Source organism: Polynucleobacter sp. MG-6-Vaara-E2 (assembly GCF_018687695.1).
Lineage (GTDB): Bacteria > Pseudomonadota > Gammaproteobacteria > Burkholderiales > Burkholderiaceae > Polynucleobacter.
The window spans coordinates 673,766-690,778 of sequence record NZ_CP061303.1 but is presented as its reverse complement, the minus strand read 5'-3'; the positions used below and the strand labels follow the sequence as shown (position 1 = coordinate 690,778).

Below are 17,013 nucleotides of genomic sequence, written 5' to 3'. Positions count from 1 at the left end.
TCGGTGGGTGCCTTCAACCGCGGTCCCAACCATTTGCACGCATTGCTGCTAAGCGGGCGTGATGCGTTAAATCCAATTGCATTGGGGTAATCGAAATACAGCCTTCGCTGATGGCATGAAAGTCAGTACCTTCAGAACCCTCTTTGACGTCTCCTGCTGCGCCGATCCAATAAATCTTCTCGCCGCGTGGACTATCTTGCACTACTACTGGCTGTGAGTGATGGCGATTACCCAAACGGGTGACGCGCCAGCGGTGTAAATCGGCATACGGGCGATTAGGAATGTTGACATTTAATAGCGTGGCATTGCCATCGGTATGGTTGTGGTTCAGACTTGATTGCAACATCTGCGCTACAACATCATGCGCTGCTTTGGCAGCATCTTCAATGCGATTCCAACCACGATCAATTTGAGAAAAAGCAATACCAGACACACCAAACATGACGCCTTCTATTGCTGCAGCAACCGTACCGGAATACAGCACATCTTCGCCCATATTCTCGCCTTGGTTAATCCCAGAAATGACTAAGTCTGGCTTGTCTTCCAAGAAGCCCGTCATGGCAACGTGCACACAATCCGTTGGCGTGCCATTAATAAAGAAGAAACCATCACGCTCTCCACCAGCTACGCGATGAATCGACAATGGCCGAGACAGCGTGAGCGAGTTAGAAGCGCCGCTATGATTTTGCTCTGGCGCAATCACCGTAATGCGACCTAAAGGACGCACTGCATTGACTAGGGCTAAAAGACCAGGGGCCAGGTAGCCATCGTCATTGGATACTAGGATATGGGGTTGCTTTGACATGCTTAAGCGAGCCCTGCTTTTTTAACGCCGCGTGATCTTAAGGCAGCGTAAATCACGGGTAATACCAATAAGGTCAAAATCGTTGTAGTCACCATGCCACCCACAATCACCAAAGCTAATGGGCGCTGCGCTTCTGAACCAATCGAATGCGACAAGGCGGCAGGTAAAAGACCTAAACCCGCTAACATCGCCGTCATTAATACGGGACGTACACGCAAGGAGGCGCCATCGACCATGGCATCTTTCATGGCGCCATGCTCTTCGGCTACGGTCTTATTAATATAAGAAATTAGAATCACACCGTCCTGAATCGCAATACCAAACAGGGATAAGAATCCAAACAGAGCGGAGATACTCAAAGTCTCGCCACCAAGATGCAGCGCAAAAATACCACCAATTGCAGCAAACGGTACATTGATCAGCACAATTACAGCATCGCGGAAATTACCCAAGGCCGTAACAAGGAGCAAGAAAATAGCTACTAGTGTTAAAGGAATAATGACCATGAGCTTTTGTTGTGCTGCTTTCATCTGATTGAACTGTCCATCCCAAGCAATGGTGTAGTTGGTAGGCAAGGCCACATTTCTTTCAACCAAGAATTTGGCGTCCTCTACAGCACTACCCAAGTCACGACCACGCACACTAAAGATAACAGCGATGTAGCGCTTGCCAGCTTCACGATAAATAAAGAACGGTCCGTCGGTTAGCTTTACCGAAGCGACCATAGCTAATGGTACTTTTTGACCATTTGGTGTATCGACTAACAGATTAGAAACATCAGGAATGTCATTGCGACTAGCTTCATTCAGACGAACAGCGATACCGAAGATCTTTTCATCTTCTAAAAAGTTCGTTACTGCTGCGCCACCAATAGCATTGGCAACAACGGTCTGAATATCATTGACGTTCACACCAAAGCGCGCGGCTTTCTCACGATCAATTTGAATATTCAGCGTTGGTTGACCTAACTCTTTGAGAATATTTTCATCCTCGATGCCGCGCACTTTTTTAAGTTGTGTCACAACTTCATGCGCCTTCTGTGCCAGAACCTCTAAATCTGATCCATAGATCTTGACCGAGTTCTCTCCCTTAACTCCGGACAGCGCCTCATTCACGTTATCTTGGATGTACTGAGAGAAACTGACATTGATGCCAGGAATCTTATCGAGCTCAGCCTGTAAGTGCTTAATCAAAAGATGCTTGCTGCTATCTTTTGGCATATTTTCTGGCGACTTCAAATACAAACCGTACTCTTGGTTAAATACACCGGTTGAATCCGTGCCATCATCTGGGCGACCAATCTGGACAGCAACACGTTCTAACTCTGGTTGCTTTAAGAAAATCTCACGCAGCTGGTTGGCTACTCTAATGGAGTAATCAAGATCAACAGTATTAGGTAAGGTCACGCGCAACCAAATATTATTCTCTTCTAAGGTTGGCAAGAAGGCAGTTCCTAAGCGAGTTGCACTTAATAAAGTAACTCCTAAAATAAAAACAGAAATTGCAATCACGTGACGCGGATGATCCATCCATCTGCGTAATAAAGGACGATAGCGCTCGAGCATCCAAGTAATGAATTTCGGCGGCGCATGGTGAAAGTTTTCGCCAAAGACATAAGACATCGAAGCGGGCAAGAAGGTCAAACTCAAAATGATGGAGGCAACTAAGGCAAAGCCCATGGTAAAGGCCATGGGTTTGAAGATGATGCCTTCAACGCCACCCATTAAGAATAATGGTGAGTACGCCACAATGATGATGCTCGTTGAGTAAATCATGGCACGTTGCACTTCACTCGTTGCCAAAATAATGCTTTGATTAACGCGTTTACCGCCCTCTTCCATATGGCGCATCACGTTTTCCGTAATAATCACAGCCGCATCCACAATCACACCAAAGTCAATCGCACCCAATGAGATGAGATTGGCAGGCACATTAAAGATGTACATCATGATGAATGAAAAACACAGTGCCAGCGGAATCACCGCTGCTACCACTGCCGCTGCGCGCAGATTACCCAAGAATACGTAGAGCAATACCAAGACCATGGTGATACCAAAGAACATGGTGTGCTTCACAGTGCCTACCGTGATATCCAAAAGTACTTGGCGGTCATAAAACGTTTTGACCTGAATGCCAGGTGGCAAGATATGGTCATTAATGTTGGTAATTTTTTCACGCACGCGTGCTAAGACTTCAGAGGCATTTTCACCACGACGCAAGAAGATTACGCCTTCTACTGAATCAGGATTGGTGTCGAACTGAAATAAACCTAAACGAGGTGCATTACCAATTTGTACAGTGGCAACATCACCAATACGAACGGGTACACCTTTATTTACCGCAATAACGACTTGCTTGATATCTTCAATATTTCTTAATAAACCAACGCCACGCACAACAAACTGCTGCTCGCCACTAGGCAACAAGCCGCCACCCGTGTTGTCATTTGCTTTAGACAGAGCTTCAACCAATTGAGGAACTGTTACTCCTTTGGATTGCAAGCTCTCGGGGCTGACAATCACTTGATACTGCCGAATCTTGCCCCCAAAGGAGGAAACATCAGCTACACCAGGGGTTTGCTTGAGCTCTTTATAGATCTCATAGTTCTGTAAAGTTTTCAGACGGGTTGGTGATGCATATTCCGAGACCACTTGGTAGCGCATGATTTCGCCAGTAGCATCGGAGTCTGGACTAATACTTGAACTAACGCCAGGTGGAAATGCAACATTACCTAAGTTAGCAATAAATATTTGGCGAACTTTAAAAGGGTCGGCATTGTCATTGAACTTAAGAGTGACAACCGATAAGCCAAAGAGTGACACCGAACGAAACGCTTTCACACCCGGTATACCAGCCAAGGCGTTTTCAACTGGAATCGTGACTTGCTGTTCTACCTCAGTAGTACTTCTACCAGGCCATTGTGAGATTGCCTGAATGGTCAGCGGTGCTACACCAGGGTAAGGCTGAATCGGTAATTGTTTTAAGCTAAACGCGCCGAGGACGAGCAAGACCCCTGCGGTGATCAAGATGATGACGCGCTTGTCTAATACTCCCCGAATGAAGGAGGTTACGAAACTCAATTATTCCTCCTGCTTGGCAAAACGTTCATTTAACAAGACCGCGCCATCAGTAAGTACCATCACGCCCTGCTCTAGGCCTTCAGTCACGGCAAAACGTTTGCCATCTAGGTCGTATCCCTTCACAGCAAATCTACGAAAAGAATCTTTGCCAGTCTTAATGATGGCGTAACGCGTCTCACGTACTCTCACAATTGCGGTTTGCGGCACTACTACCGCTTCAGCCTCGCCTGTCTTCAAACGGGCGCTGACATACATGTCAGGACGCAACAAGCCATCTGGGTTTTCAACATCGCAGCGAATGAGAAGCGCATGGGTCTCAGGATCAATCGTAGGGGCAATGTAATTGGCAGTCGCTACAAATTCTTTATCAGGGTAAGACTCAGAACGCAGAATCATGGTCTGCCCTTTTTGAATCTTGCGAATATCTTGCTCGTAAATATTGCCTAAAAACCAGAGTTCTTTGGGGTTAGCCAGCGTTGCCAATACATCACCAGAATTGACAATCGAGCCTGGATCAACAGCGCGCTTGACCACCACCCCTTGCAGTGGAGAACGCATCACCAAGTTGTATTGGGTTTTGCCACTTCTCTCTAAGGCTTTGATGTCACCATCACTAGCCCCTAAATTACGCATTCTGTTTGCGGCAGCTTGCTGGGTAATTTGGGCATCACCCAATAGATCACTCATGGTCTTATTGCCCTCAAGCACCCTAGCAGTCTTAGAGGAGAGTAAATATTCTTGCTGTGCTGAGAGGAACTCCGGGCTGTAGAGCTCAATAATCGGTGAACCTACTTCGATTTGCGCGCCATCAAAGGCATAGATACGCTCAACCCTACCTGGCGCTCTGGCAGAAAGTACTTTAGATTTTTCAGCATTAAAGGCTAGGCGACCAGGAACCTTGAGCTCGACAGGTACTGCCACTTTTTGCGCTTCTTGAAATACATAGATGCTCGGATTGAGCTGCACGCCTGGAAGCTTGAGCTCCATTGCGCCAGTGTTTTCAATCGTTAAGGTCTTGGCCATCTTGTCAAACTTCACAGGACGATTGATGTTCACAAATAAGCCAATGACGATACCGAACATCATCAAAGAACTACACAGCAACACCATCCGAATGCGCGCACGTGCCTCAGGAGATAGCGCCCAATAAGCAGTATGAATCCGGTTGGTATTCGCTTGAGCGCGCGCTTTTAGTTGCGCCTCTAACTTTTGTGCTTCAGTCAACACTGGATTAATCGCCTTTTTGAGACGATTGGCAATCTCTTTTAAGCGTTGATATAGATGGATGAGCTTGTCTTTCAAAACAACTCCTTAAAAAGGTTCTTTTCCAGCAGTCACAAGCAATACTGCTTGAGCTTGCAGAAGGTTTGCCTCAGCCAAAGCCAATTGCACTTCCAAATTACGCAACTGGGTTTGGGCTGTCAATAAATCATTAAATCCTTGGCCATTATTCGAATACTGCACAAGGCCTACTTTATACGCAGCGTCTGCTTGAGGAACTTGACGGTCCTTTAAAAAATTGGCTGCAGTTTTGGCTTGTTGATATGCAGCGTAGGCTGAATTTACTGCCAAGACTATTTGTTGACGATTGGAAATATCACTAGCCTCTGCAGAAGCTTGGTTACGCTGTGCCTGTTCTACACCGTATTTTTCTTTCGTGAAAAAATACAAAGGAATGATGAGGTCTAACTCAAACTGGTAGTACAGAGCACCATTATTAGAAGTAAACGGTCCGCGTGGCGTATACGAAGAGCCAATCACCTGAAAGTCAGGCAAGTAAGCTTTCTTGGCTAAGCTGACGCCCTTACGCGCAGCATCTAACTGCAGAGCAGAGCTCTTCAAACTAGGGTGACTCGATTCTGCGTAGTCCTCAAGCTCTACTAGGGTAGGCACGGCATTCATCGAGCGACGTACATCACCTTTGAGAATGAGTTTTTCGCGAGAGTGCCGCCCCACCAAGGTATTAATACTGTTCATAGCAACTTCTAACTGACGCTCTAAATTAAATTGATCGGCTTGAGCAGCGCTTTGCGCAACTTGCGCATTAAGGTATTCAACATAAGCAGCAGCGTTATTTGAATAACGTGCTTTCGCTACGTTTTTAATCATCTCAAGGCGTACGACGGATTCTTTTAAGACTTGCAATTGCTTTTGAGAAGCCAATGCACTGTAGAATAAGGTAGAGAGTTGCGCACCCAACTGCAAGTATGTCGATTCGGATTGCGCTAGCAAGGCTTCTGCATTGGTATCGGCAATCTCTGCAGCCAAACTCTTCTTGCCAGGAAACTGAAACGGCTGCGCAATCGAGATAGCGTTGTTATTACTATAGGCAGGGTTACTGCCGGCAGTACCAAGTGCTAGTGGTGAACCTACTGGCATCCCTGACCAAACGAGTCCTACTTGAGGATTTGCTGGCGCGGCAATTTGCGGCACTGTTGCTTTGGCAGACATGTACGATTCACGCAAAGAGGCGAGCTGTGGATTATTGATCTTGAGTTCATTCCACAGTTGACGCAAATCCATTTCGACTGGACCAGAAGCAATTGCCTTGGTGTAAATCTTGGGCGTATTTGCTTTAGTGACTGGGGCTAATGCATCTGAAGCTTTCAGGGGCTTTTCTTGACTGGCAAGTTGCGCGCCAATAGAAGCTTGCCCTACAACCGATGGTGGCGCGGCTAGAGAAGAATAGACATAGGCATTACCAGAATGCACCGTCACACTAGCGCCAGACTTTTCTACAACCGGAGCATCAATAGGTGCCGTGGTATTTAGCGCGACACCAGCCTGCACAGCATTCGTTGTGCCGTCCTGCTCAGTGACCAGATTACTATTTGCTTGCGCAAACACTGCGCCAGAAAAAGAGGTCAACGCTGCAACAACAATACTGTTGATAACAATTGTTACGCGAGTTGTCCGTGTGCCGTAGATCACCAAAAGCGGCTGCCTCTAAATCAATAAAAATGCTGTTTTTTTAGCCTCTAATGCAGATTTTAGTAAGCAACAGACCTGCACGAGAGGGTTTACAGGATTATAGGCTACAAAAGGTAAAAGTCGAATTATTGACAACTCCTATCCCTTTGATTTTAAAGATAATATTGACTAACCCGCCCCGCCAAAGCCTCAAAACTCAGCGTGGACCCTAAAAGAGGCAATGTTTACGGGTCCGCGGGCAGAGTTATAGGCTGGATTATTAATGTGCTGAAAGTTCACACCGAGTAGAACGTTTTTTACTAACAAGGTGTTGTAGTAAATCTCGCCGATACGCTCTGGGCTATAGCTAATGGTCTGCAATGGTCCTGCATAGTCACCAATAAAGTAAGACACACCGCCTGCTTGCAAGTAATTTCTACGAAAGCTCGATAGGCCGTTTTGCATCACCGAAACTCCTAGGGTGTCATTAGGGCGAGTCCAGCCTGCGCCATTTAAGCTCATACCCACAGAGATCGAGTTATCCGCTTCAGTAAATGACATGGTCTCGGTATGACCATCCGAAGTAAAGGCGCGACCGTAAATACCAAGGTCTTTTGTGAGAGCCTGCTCGCCATTGATACCCACACCCGTTTTGTATTGGTAATTGGTGCGTACATTATTAATAGCTTGTGTGCCTTGTGCATTATTGGCAATCACATAATTAGTGGCATCCTGAAAGCGCGCCAGAATCATGCGGTTACGATAGGCTAAGACACTGACCTTACCAGGAAGGTCGCCAATTTGATGTTGGCGCTCGACTTCAACTTGATCCCCATAAGTATTAAAGATCTGCCAATTGAGATCTTTGCCATTTGGGGTCTTGGGCGCAAGCATGCGGGAGGCACGCAGCACCCAATTATCCAAATACCACTCACCCGCTAAGCCCCAGCTATAGCCACGCGCATCAGCCGAATAGTCATACGCGAGATAAGTCATATTGCCCCAGTTCATAAACTGAATACGGGGATCTTTTGCGTATTTACTATCGTCAAAAATATCTAAAGTAGAAAACTGACCACCAGTCAGTACCACGCGATTACTGCTCACTGTTTGAGTAATCTGGTTGGCATCATTTTCTAGAACAACTTTATCGCCCTCTTGATTGATCGTCTGACGAACAAAAGCACGCGCAGAATAAAAGTGGGCTTGCGCACCAGCAGCTTTTGTCGCTTCACCGTTGGTAAAGCCACCCAATCCAACTAAACCTGAAAATGGCACGCCAGAAACAACTTCTGGGTTGAAGTAAATATCGGTGTCGGGCGCAATGCGGGCACCAAAAAATAATGTACCTGACCAGGTGTAGCTCATCGACTTTTGGGCATTCAAACTATTTTGTCCTGAATAGCTTGATGTGAAATTGTTGTAGCGCTGATTGATATAAGTGGTTTGGCCGTGAACGTTGACTGGCAAACCAAACAATTCACCTTCGGTTGGTAACCAAGCAAGATCCCCTGACATGCTAGAAATTTGGTCTGCGCCTGAACCTGCTCTTTGCGCCATCGCTGGCAAGCTGAGCATGAGTGATACTGCGAAAAGAAGACGCAAAAGATTATTCATGAGACAAAAGGCTAGGCTACTAAAGGAATCAAAAGGTAAAACAATATGTCATTTATGTGACATTTAGATGTCTTATTGATTTGAGTTGCTTCAAGTTGTTTTGCCTGCAGATAGCACTGGCTACCATCACTGCAATTTTTATACTAGCGCCGATCCATTAAGGCTCTAGCGAGAGTACCAGCATCAACATACTCAAGTTCACCACCTACTGGAATGCCGCGTGCGATCCGCGTGACCTTAATGCCTTTGGATTTGAGCACTTCACCAATGTAATGGGCAGTGGCTTCGCCTTCACTCGTAAAATTTGTTGCCAACACAACTTCTCTAATCGGTACGCCAGTGTCTGGGTTTTCAATACGGGTCAGTAATCGATCAAAATGAATTTCATTTGGGCCCATGCCATCAAGTGGTGAGATGCGACCCATGAGGACAAAGTAATTGCCTTTGAAACTGAGCGTCTGCTCGACCATCACTTGATCAGCCGGCGTCTCGACAATACACAGGAGTGATGGATCACGACGACCATCAGAACACGTATTGCAAATTTGCGTTTCCGAAAAAGTATTGCAACGTGCGCAGTGGCCAACGGTCTGCACTGCCTCACCCAAAGATTGCGCCAGCACTGCTGCGCCATTACGGTCATGCTGCAGTAAATAAAAAGCCATGCGCTGAGCAGACTTGGGACCCACTCCAGGCAATACCCGCAATGCCTCGATCAATCGACCGAGTGCATCAGCAGGAGCTTCTTGGCGTGCCATGAAACGCTAACTTAGAAAGGCAACTTAAAGCCAGGGGGCATTGGCATGCCAGCGGTTGCACCAGACATCATTTGCGCGCTTGCTGCTTCTACTTGCTTAAATGCTTCTGTATAGGCAGTAACAATTAAATCTTCTAGCATCTCACGGTCATCCATTGCGCCTGGGTCAATTTGCACACGCTTGAGTTCATATTTGCCAGAGACAGTAACTTTGACTAAGCCACCAGCAGCTTGACCAGTGACTTCTAGCGCAGCCAATTGCTCTTGCGCTACTTTCATCTTCTCTTGCATCTGCTGAGCCTGTTTCATCAGACCAGCAAGTCCGCCTTTCATCATCGCTTCTTTTCCTTAATGAATAATGAGTACTGAATAGTTATAGTGGCTTTACTGAGCCACTAACCACTTGGGCACCAAACTCTTTTTGCAATTGCTGAATAAAGGGATCAGCTGCAATCATTTGCTCAGCATTCATTCTTTTTTCTTGATGAATAGCAGCATCGACCTTGGCAACTGTCTTGCCTTCTACTTGTCCTTTTTCAATCACGATTTTGATGGTCTTACCAAAGTGCGCAGTTAGCGCATCAGCCAAACGGGCAACCGATGCTTCAGATGCTAACTGTGGCATTGGCGTAACGATGGTTGCTTTAACTCCGTTAGCAGAATCTACCCAATCTTGTAACTCCGTTTGAAACGCTAACTGCTGCACTAAACCACGCACAGGCAATTGACGCATCAAGCTATGCCAATCAGGACGGTCTGCTGGATTACCAGTTGGAGCAGTTGAACTAGTTGAAGCAGCTGCAGGTGCAGAAGCCACAGGAGCTGATACCGCAGGTGCAGGAGCAGCAGAAGTTTTTGCTACCGGCGCTGCTGATTTAGAGGCAGGCGCTGCAGTTCTAGCTTGTGGTGCTGAAGCTGGACGTGCTGTATTGACTGGTGGTGCTGATGGAGATGATGGTGCTGGCGCTGAGCCACCGCCACCGCCGCCACCATTGCTGCCCGGATGAAAAGCTAACATGCGCAAGAGTGTCATCGCAAAGCCGGTTTGCTCATCTGGTGCGAGCGACAAGTCAGGACGGCTCGTAATCGTGATTTGATAAAAGAGTTGCGCTTCTTCTTTGGATAACTGACCAGCTAAGCGATGAATCTCGCCAGCTTCTGGCCAATCTTCTAATACCGATTCTGGAACGACTTGCGCTGCTGCAATCTTTTGCAACAAGCTGGATAAATCTTGCAATGCTAATGAGAAAGACATACTGCGCTCACCCATTTCATTTGCTACTGCTAGAAGGCTTGCTCCATCTTTAGCAATTAAGCAATCGAGAATACGAATGAGATACGCATCATCTAATGTGCCAAGCATCCCGCGCACAGACTCTTCGGTAACTTTGCCAGCAGCATAAGCAATAGCTTGATCTGTTAATGACAGTGCATCGCGCATTGAGCCTTGGGCTGCTTTTGCTAATACTCGCAAAGCGTTGACTTCGTAATCCACTTTTTCTGCAGCAAGTACTTTTTCTAAGTGCTCAACAATGAGTGGCACTGGCATTTGCTTGAGGTTGAACTGCAAGCAACGAGACAAAATCGTGACTGGAATCTTTTGCGGATCAGTTGTTGCCAGAATAAATTTAATGTGCTCGGGTGGCTCTTCCAATGTTTTGAGCATGGCATTAAAGGCATGATTGGTGAGCATGTGCACCTCGTCAATCATGTAAACCTTATATCGTCCACTGCTTGGTGCGTAGGCTGCTTTTTCTAGGAGAGCAGCAATGTCGTCTACACCACGATTACTAGCGGCATCCATCTCAATATAGTCAACAAAGCGACCTGCATCGATTTCCATACAGGCTGGGCATTTGCCGCAAGGCTCTGAAGTCATCTTGCCTGAACCATCAGATCCAGTGCAATTGAGTGCTTTAGCCATAATGCGAGAAATCGTGGTCTTACCCACACCACGAGTGCCCGTAAAGAGCCATGCGTGGTGCAATCGACCTTGATCTAGTGCATGGGTTAAGGCTTTGACCACATGGTCTTGTCCCACTAACTCAGAGAAGGTTTTGGGACGCCACGAACGGGCTAATGCTAAAGCGGTCATAGCCACCATTCTAACAAGCTAAAATGGAATTGGATGGGCCTCCCCGCATGGTGGGTTGGATAACCTGGTCAGGTCGGGAACGAAGCAGCCAAACCCAATTTCTGCCAGTGCCGGGGGTTTGGCTCATCCACCCTTCCCCCTATATATAAGTATGTAATTAGAAGATCTTCAGAATCCTGAAGATTCCCCAAATCATCCAAAGAATGGTCAGTACTAGGACGGTTCGTACGTCCAACTGAATCTTAAACAGACGCAATGTTTTATGGGTGCACTCAACAGATACTTGCAAACCTAACCCTCCTCTATACAGAAGGATTCAGCGTAGAGGCTTGAGGGACAAATAAATAGGGATTGAGGATGATTTGGTCGTAGGAAATGGTTGGGTACGCCAATTATTTACAAGCTAATGTAGTTGAGGGCTTGTACTGCGATGCTTTTTGAGCCATAGACTCCAGCCTCTCATACAGATTGTTTTTCATGAAGTACTCAATGACAGCCATCGGCACAATGGAATCAAGCTCAACCACTGCATCATATTTAAAAGTTGTTTTGTCTTTTTCCGGAACCAATTTCCAAGTGCCTTTGTAATGCTTGGCATCACCACTGACTTGTTCAAAGCTTAAAAGGCGATATGGTACTTCGGTATATTCGACTACAGTTCTTAGCTCCACATGAAAAAATAGAATCTCTTCTTCTAAAGTTCTGCTCACCCGCACTTTATTAGCTGACCTTGAGACAATTTTGACGTCTACGATACCTGCAATATTTTTAGAAGCTTCATAGTCAGTCAAGAACGCATATGCATTACAGGGCTGAATGGGCACAGTGTAGTTTGCGTTGATATGAAAGCGGCCATTGAGAGGCTTGATACTAATCTGAACATTGAAGGGGTTATCGGCTTCCTGCGCGCAGACCTGCAGGCTTAGCAAACTGAGAATTGAGATTAGAAACCATTTCATGGGCCGATTTTAGAGTAGATTCAAAAAGGCTGATCAAGCCCTTGAATAACTAACCAACTATTATCTTTGTGATGCACTCATCTCAATAAAAAAATTCCATTTTGAAGTCAAACATAGGTACAGCTTTACGACACTAAGGCTTCTCTTTTTTCGCTTGAAAAACTAAGCAGGCTAACCCTGTGTTGGCGAGCACTTGAGTATCAGGGCTGGTTTTGGATTTAATGCCATATTGCTTACACCCATAGGGAAATTTCTGGTCCCAGGTGATGTAGAAAAATTGACATTCTTTGCAGTTCATTCTGCTTACAGAATATCAAATGTTGAGAAGCCACTCTCGTATAGCTTACCTTGGCAACACTAAGCAATATTGATGAATCTTTTTATGACTCTTGTTATGAGTCTTTTTATCAGTCTTTTAAGGACTTCACCGACAGAAATTGAGAGTGATCAAGACCGAGAAGACTCCCGATTCTTTTAGCGCCCTGTAATTTGATTTCTTGGGAGTAAAAAGTTCTGCAAGAATCCGTTTCTTCGATTTCTTGAATATGCCACTTTTTCAGACATGCCTGATTGGCAAGCTCTTCCTGACTCATCCCCTGATCCATGCGAGCGGTCTTGAGCACCTCCCCAAGGATCATGGTGGTTGATACTGGTTTAGGTCTAAAAGACATAGGAACCTGTACTGAAATTGTCATACTCAGATGCTAGAGTAATTTATTGACAGTTTTATTACCATTTACCGACAAAAGGTGGCATTACTGATGTTTTTCAAAAAAGAAAATTCTCAGACCAATAGTCAGGCCACTCTAGACGCCTCACCTCAAGAGATGCCCCAAGGTCAATTACAGGATGATTCTTCGCAAGACTTGGCAACGCAGAAGCAAGCTATTGCTTCTCAGCAACAAAGCGCCATGCGCCCTGGCAGTCTTGTGGTCGGAGAAGGAGTTCGACTGGTGGGCTCCCTCAACATACCGGATATGGCAACTGTGTCAGGCCTTATTGAAGGCAACTTGACGGCTCATGCCTTGTTCGTCGAAAAAACGGGTGAAGTTCGAGGACAGGTTGATTGCCAGCTAGCAGACATTGCAGGGCATATTGAGAACCGCCTTCAGGTTCATGATTTTTTGACCCTGCGCTCAACTGCGGTCATCACGGGCGACGTTTTCTATAAAGAGATCGCCATTGAAAAAGGCGCCAAAATTACTGGGAAATTTACTAGACTGTAATTTGCCTGTAGTCTCGCCCCCTCTTTTTCCATTGCATTACAAGGCGGCTAATTTCTTGCAGAGGGGGTTGGGATTTGGATTGCCATTGGCATTTGTGCTGATCTGCTGCTGAGCTACACGCTCGGCCATGATTTCAAAGCGCTTGGTTGCACTATTTTCTAAAAAATATTGAATGATAAAAAGTGGGATTGAGGTATCTAGTTCAAAGCTTGCCTGATGGATAAAGCGCGTACCAGCTCTGTCAGGCTCAATAACCCAGTTACCCTTATAAGATTTTGCATGACCCTCAAGTTGTACAAACTCTAAGCGACTATTGGAAACCTCGGAGAATTCTAATAAAGAGCGCAGATAGATCGGAATAAACAAGACCCGCTCTTCTGCAACCCGCTCTACTTGAACTTTATTGGCATTGCGATTAATGATTCTCGATTCACTAATACCAGGGATATTTTTTGCAGCTTCATAGTCAGTTAAAAATGCGTATGCTTGGCATTCATTGACCGGTACTACGTAGCTGGCATGTACTTGAAAAGTAGCACCTACCCGATCTACTGACACCTTCAGATCAAATGGAGGCTGTGCTGCTTGTGAGTTGGGGGCACAGAGCAGTGAAAAAACCAGCATGAAAAGAGGTAACGCGATCTTCTGATATCTACCAAACATACTCGATTGACCTATATAAATTTCAACAATACTCAATCAATACGATGATTTGATGGCAGTTTGATGACTATGCCTTAGCAATCGGGAGTCAGACTACTTTAATAAATTTGCAACAAAATTGTCACTACTTTGACTTAAAGCTTGTCTTAAATGAGGTCTGCCTTTTAACCACTTCATGAGTAACTATGGACAACCTTACTGCATTGCCTAAGTCAAATCTTTCGCGCTCAAAAAAACTACTTAAAGACGCTGTCTATGCAAAAAAGAAAAAAGTGTCATTTCATGATCGACTTTTTGCGCTTTGGTTTGAGCGCTTAGTCTATCCCCAAATCTGGGAAGATCCTGTGGTGGATTTAAAAGCACTCAAACTGCAGCCCACCGACCATTTAATTACGATTGCCTCTGGTGGCTGCAATGCCCTCTCCTACCTCACTGCAAGCCCTAAAAAAATTACTGCGGTAGATTTAAACCACGCCCATGTGGCCTTGGTTAACCTAAAGATGGAAGGTATTCGTAGGCTTGAATACAAAGAATTTTATAAATTTTTTGGCGAAGCAAAATCCATTAATAACCCTCGCCTCTACCGAGAAGTCTTAGCGCAGCATTTAAATCCTGCGACACGCGATTACTGGGAAGGTGGTATGAAAGGGTTTGAACGCATTCGGATGTTCGAAAAAGGATTCTATAAATACGGTTTGTTAGGCAAACTCATTGGGTTTATCCACATTAGCGCCAAACTCTATCGCGTAAAGCTAGACGAATTACTCAAACAACCTACGGTCGAAGCCCAGGCTCAATGGTTTGATGAAAATGTTGCCAAAATTTTTGATTCACGGCTTGTGAAAAAAATTATGGGTAGCCCGCTAGCGCTATACAACCTCGGAATTCCGCCAAGTCAACACGCTAGCCTGTGCGAAGACCGCCCAGAAACCATGGCTCAAGTTCTCAAAGAGCGCGCTAGAAAATTAGCCACCATTGATAACATCAATAATAATTACTTTGCTTGGCAAGCCTACGGTAGGAGTTATGACCATCACAACCCCACCAATAAGCCTTTATATCTACAAGAACAACATTTTGAATTGGTTCGCAACAACATCGATCGATTATCTATCGAACAAAATAATGTCTTAGATGCACTTAAGAGAATGCCAGCAAACTCAGTAGACGCTGTTGTGTTACTAGATGCTCAGGATTGGATGACTCCAGAAGAAATATGTACCCTCTGGACTGAGATTACCCGAACTGCCAATCCTGGCGCGCGGATTATTTTTAGAACTGCTGGAACAAGCTCTCCTATTGAGGGTGCTCTTACGGCTGATCTAAATAGACTTTGGAAACGAAATCACGCTACATCGGATCAGTTAATCCATGAGGATCGCTCAGCAATTTACGGGGCTTTTCACCTATATGAACTAGCCGCTTAAATTGAATTTAGCGCTAGCATGAGCTCTACTTGGCCCCAAATTCATTTAAGGGACTGGGTTGCTAACGCTAGCGCTAATTTACTTTGGGAAGGCTTCTTAAGAATACCCGTCAGCATTACCCTGCCTTCAAGACAGAAAAATGCAAGCTATCTTTTTTCGCCAAGGAGCGCATGGTTTGACTATTTAGCCCATGAGTGCCGTAGCCAACCGCTATTGGTTCTTCTCATTCAGGCTTTGGGTAAGCTCTCTTTTTTACTTGGTATTGATCGAACAATATTTGTTGGAAATTATCCAATCTCCACTTCAATTTGGTCTACAGAACAAGAACAGGAGATTCATAGCATTGCCAGTCAAATGCAGCAGGCTCATCCAAACTACTATGTCGGGATACGCAACCTTTTGCCCCACCGCCATCCTGCACTGATTAATCAACTTCAGTCCAGCGGTTTTTATGGCATACCCTCGCGCGTGATTTATGAATTTGATTTACGGGATGAGGCCCTGCAAATACCATCCCACCTCAAACGAGATCTGACCTTATTTAAAAAGCTCCAGATGCAAGTAGAAATTACTACTCAGCTTGATCAAATTAGCTTGTTACGAATTCAGGCGCTCTATCAAAAAATCTATCTTGAGAAGCACTCTTTATTAAATCCGCAATATACGCAAGAATTCTTTGAAGACGTAGTGCGCTCGGGGGTCATGTCTTGCCTCTTAGTGCGCAATTCCTCTGGTCAAATTTGTTCATTTGCCTTGTTGCAATCAACCCAGCAGACGCTCACCGTACCAGCCCTTGGCTACGATCCAGCATTAGATCTAGAAGGCTCTTACAGAGTACTTTTTGCAGCAATCTATTCTTACGCAAATGAAGAGCGGGTACTTCTGAATTACAGCTCCGGAGCAGGAGACTTTAAGAGAAAAAGAGGTGCTAGCGCTCATCTTGAGTACACCTTCCTGGCTAGCCCAATTTCAGGAAATTGGCTGCAAAGAAAGATCCTCAAAGTGGTGGCCAATAAAAGCCTAGGTATCAGTGCGCAGGATTTGATCAAGCTGGGAGCTTGATCTATCAGGTTGATTATTTGACCGTTTTTTACGTTTGTTAGTTTGTAGCTTATTGCATCTAGCTTCTAGCTACCAGCACAACGCCCATAAAAATAGCTGCAATACCGACAATCCGGCTTGTCGTGATGGTCTCGCCACATAACAAGCCAACCAACAATGTCAGCACAAAACCCATCCCCATCATTGGATAAGCTTTGCTAACGTCCCAGTCAGCAAGAACTCGCAACCAAACTAAAGCGGCGCTTGAGTAGCAGGCAAAACCAGCCCAAATTCTCCAGTTTTTGGCTACCAGATACCAGTCAGCAAAACTATTTGGCGACAATCCTTGCAACCCAGACTTTAGAAGAAACTGGGCGAGCACTGAAAAGCTAACACTGAGCATTGCAATCAAAAAAGTAGTCATCTAAGCCTC

The 17,013-nt window shown here is 45.5% G+C and carries 15 protein-coding genes and 1 other RNA gene; 4 read left to right on the top strand and 12 right to left on the bottom strand.

Going from position 1 to position 17,013, the window contains the following annotated elements; all coding sequences use genetic code 11:
- Positions 1 to 13: 13 nt before the first annotated feature.
- The 8 genes from surE to dnaX all read right to left on the bottom strand — a co-directional run bounded on the left by surE (position 14) and on the right by dnaX (position 11,264).
- Positions 14 to 805: a 5'/3'-nucleotidase SurE gene (gene surE, locus ICV38_RS03680; RefSeq protein ID WP_215382396.1), complete on the bottom strand. Its 792-nt coding sequence runs from the start codon at positions 803 to 805 to the stop codon at positions 14 to 16.
- A gap of 2 nt (positions 806 to 807) precedes the next feature.
- Complete coding sequence (locus ICV38_RS03675) at positions 808 to 3,885, bottom strand: efflux RND transporter permease subunit (RefSeq protein ID WP_215382395.1); 3,078 nt, start codon at positions 3,883 to 3,885, stop codon at positions 808 to 810.
- Positions 3,886 to 5,187: an efflux RND transporter periplasmic adaptor subunit gene (locus ICV38_RS03670; RefSeq protein ID WP_251368220.1), complete on the bottom strand. Its 1,302-nt coding sequence runs from the start codon at positions 5,185 to 5,187 to the stop codon at positions 3,886 to 3,888.
- 9 nt (positions 5,188 to 5,196) lie between these two features.
- Positions 5,197 to 6,816 carry a TolC family protein gene (locus tag ICV38_RS03665; RefSeq protein WP_251368218.1) on the bottom strand — a complete coding sequence of 540 codons (1,620 nt, stop codon included), beginning with the start codon at positions 6,814 to 6,816 and terminating at the stop codon, positions 5,197 to 5,199.
- Between the two features lie 189 nt (positions 6,817 to 7,005).
- On the bottom strand, positions 7,006 to 8,412 hold the full coding sequence (locus ICV38_RS03660) for a carbohydrate porin (protein ID WP_215382394.1): 1,407 nt from the start codon (positions 8,410 to 8,412) through the stop codon (positions 7,006 to 7,008).
- 143 nt (positions 8,413 to 8,555) lie between these two features.
- Positions 8,556 to 9,170: a recombination mediator RecR gene (gene recR, locus ICV38_RS03655; protein ID WP_215382393.1), complete on the bottom strand. Its 615-nt coding sequence runs from the start codon at positions 9,168 to 9,170 to the stop codon at positions 8,556 to 8,558.
- A gap of 11 nt (positions 9,171 to 9,181) precedes the next feature.
- Positions 9,182 to 9,505, bottom strand: a complete 324-nt coding sequence (locus ICV38_RS03650; RefSeq protein WP_215382392.1) for a YbaB/EbfC family nucleoid-associated protein — start codon at positions 9,503 to 9,505, stop codon at positions 9,182 to 9,184.
- 37 nt (positions 9,506 to 9,542) lie between these two features.
- Complete coding sequence (gene dnaX, locus ICV38_RS03645; protein WP_215382391.1) at positions 9,543 to 11,264, bottom strand: DNA polymerase III subunit gamma/tau; 1,722 nt, start codon at positions 11,262 to 11,264, stop codon at positions 9,543 to 9,545.
- A 32-nt stretch (positions 11,265 to 11,296) separates the two neighbouring features.
- Here dnaX and ffs point away from each other — a divergent pair.
- Positions 11,297 to 11,395: signal recognition particle sRNA small type (gene ffs, locus ICV38_RS03640), an RNA gene on the top strand.
- A 261-nt stretch (positions 11,396 to 11,656) separates the two neighbouring features.
- On the opposite strand, the gene ICV38_RS03635 is transcribed toward ffs, so the two are convergent.
- Entirely contained in the window at positions 11,657 to 12,223 is a 567-nt protein-coding gene (locus ICV38_RS03635; RefSeq protein WP_215382390.1) for an SRPBCC family protein, read from the bottom strand.
- A 407-nt stretch (positions 12,224 to 12,630) separates the two neighbouring features.
- Positions 12,631 to 12,918 (bottom strand): RodZ family helix-turn-helix domain-containing protein, encoded by a 288-nt coding sequence (locus tag ICV38_RS03630; protein WP_215382389.1) that lies wholly within the window; start codon positions 12,916 to 12,918, stop codon positions 12,631 to 12,633.
- Between the two features lie 66 nt (positions 12,919 to 12,984).
- On the opposite strand from ICV38_RS03630, the gene ICV38_RS03625 reads away from it, so the two are divergent.
- Positions 12,985 to 13,449: a polymer-forming cytoskeletal protein gene (locus ICV38_RS03625; RefSeq protein WP_215382388.1), complete on the top strand. Its 465-nt coding sequence runs from the start codon at positions 12,985 to 12,987 to the stop codon at positions 13,447 to 13,449.
- Between the two features lie 36 nt (positions 13,450 to 13,485).
- Here ICV38_RS03625 and ICV38_RS03620 read toward each other — a convergent pair whose 3' ends face one another.
- Positions 13,486 to 14,073: a cyclase/dehydrase gene (locus ICV38_RS03620; RefSeq protein ID WP_215382387.1), complete on the bottom strand. Its 588-nt coding sequence runs from the start codon at positions 14,071 to 14,073 to the stop codon at positions 13,486 to 13,488.
- A gap of 224 nt (positions 14,074 to 14,297) precedes the next feature.
- Between ICV38_RS03620 and ICV38_RS03615 the strand changes: the two genes are divergently transcribed.
- The gene (locus ICV38_RS03615) at positions 14,298 to 15,539 is read left to right on the top strand and encodes a DUF3419 family protein (protein WP_215382386.1); all 1,242 of its coding nucleotides are present in this window, start codon (positions 14,298 to 14,300) and stop codon (positions 15,537 to 15,539) included.
- 18 nt (positions 15,540 to 15,557) lie between these two features.
- Entirely contained in the window at positions 15,558 to 16,601 is a 1,044-nt protein-coding gene (locus ICV38_RS03610; RefSeq protein WP_215382385.1) for a hypothetical protein, read from the top strand.
- A gap of 58 nt (positions 16,602 to 16,659) precedes the next feature.
- Here ICV38_RS03610 and ICV38_RS03605 read toward each other — a convergent pair whose 3' ends face one another.
- Entirely contained in the window at positions 16,660 to 17,004 is a 345-nt protein-coding gene (locus ICV38_RS03605; RefSeq protein ID WP_215382384.1) for a hypothetical protein, read from the bottom strand.
- Between the last annotated feature and the right edge of the window lie 9 nt (positions 17,005 to 17,013).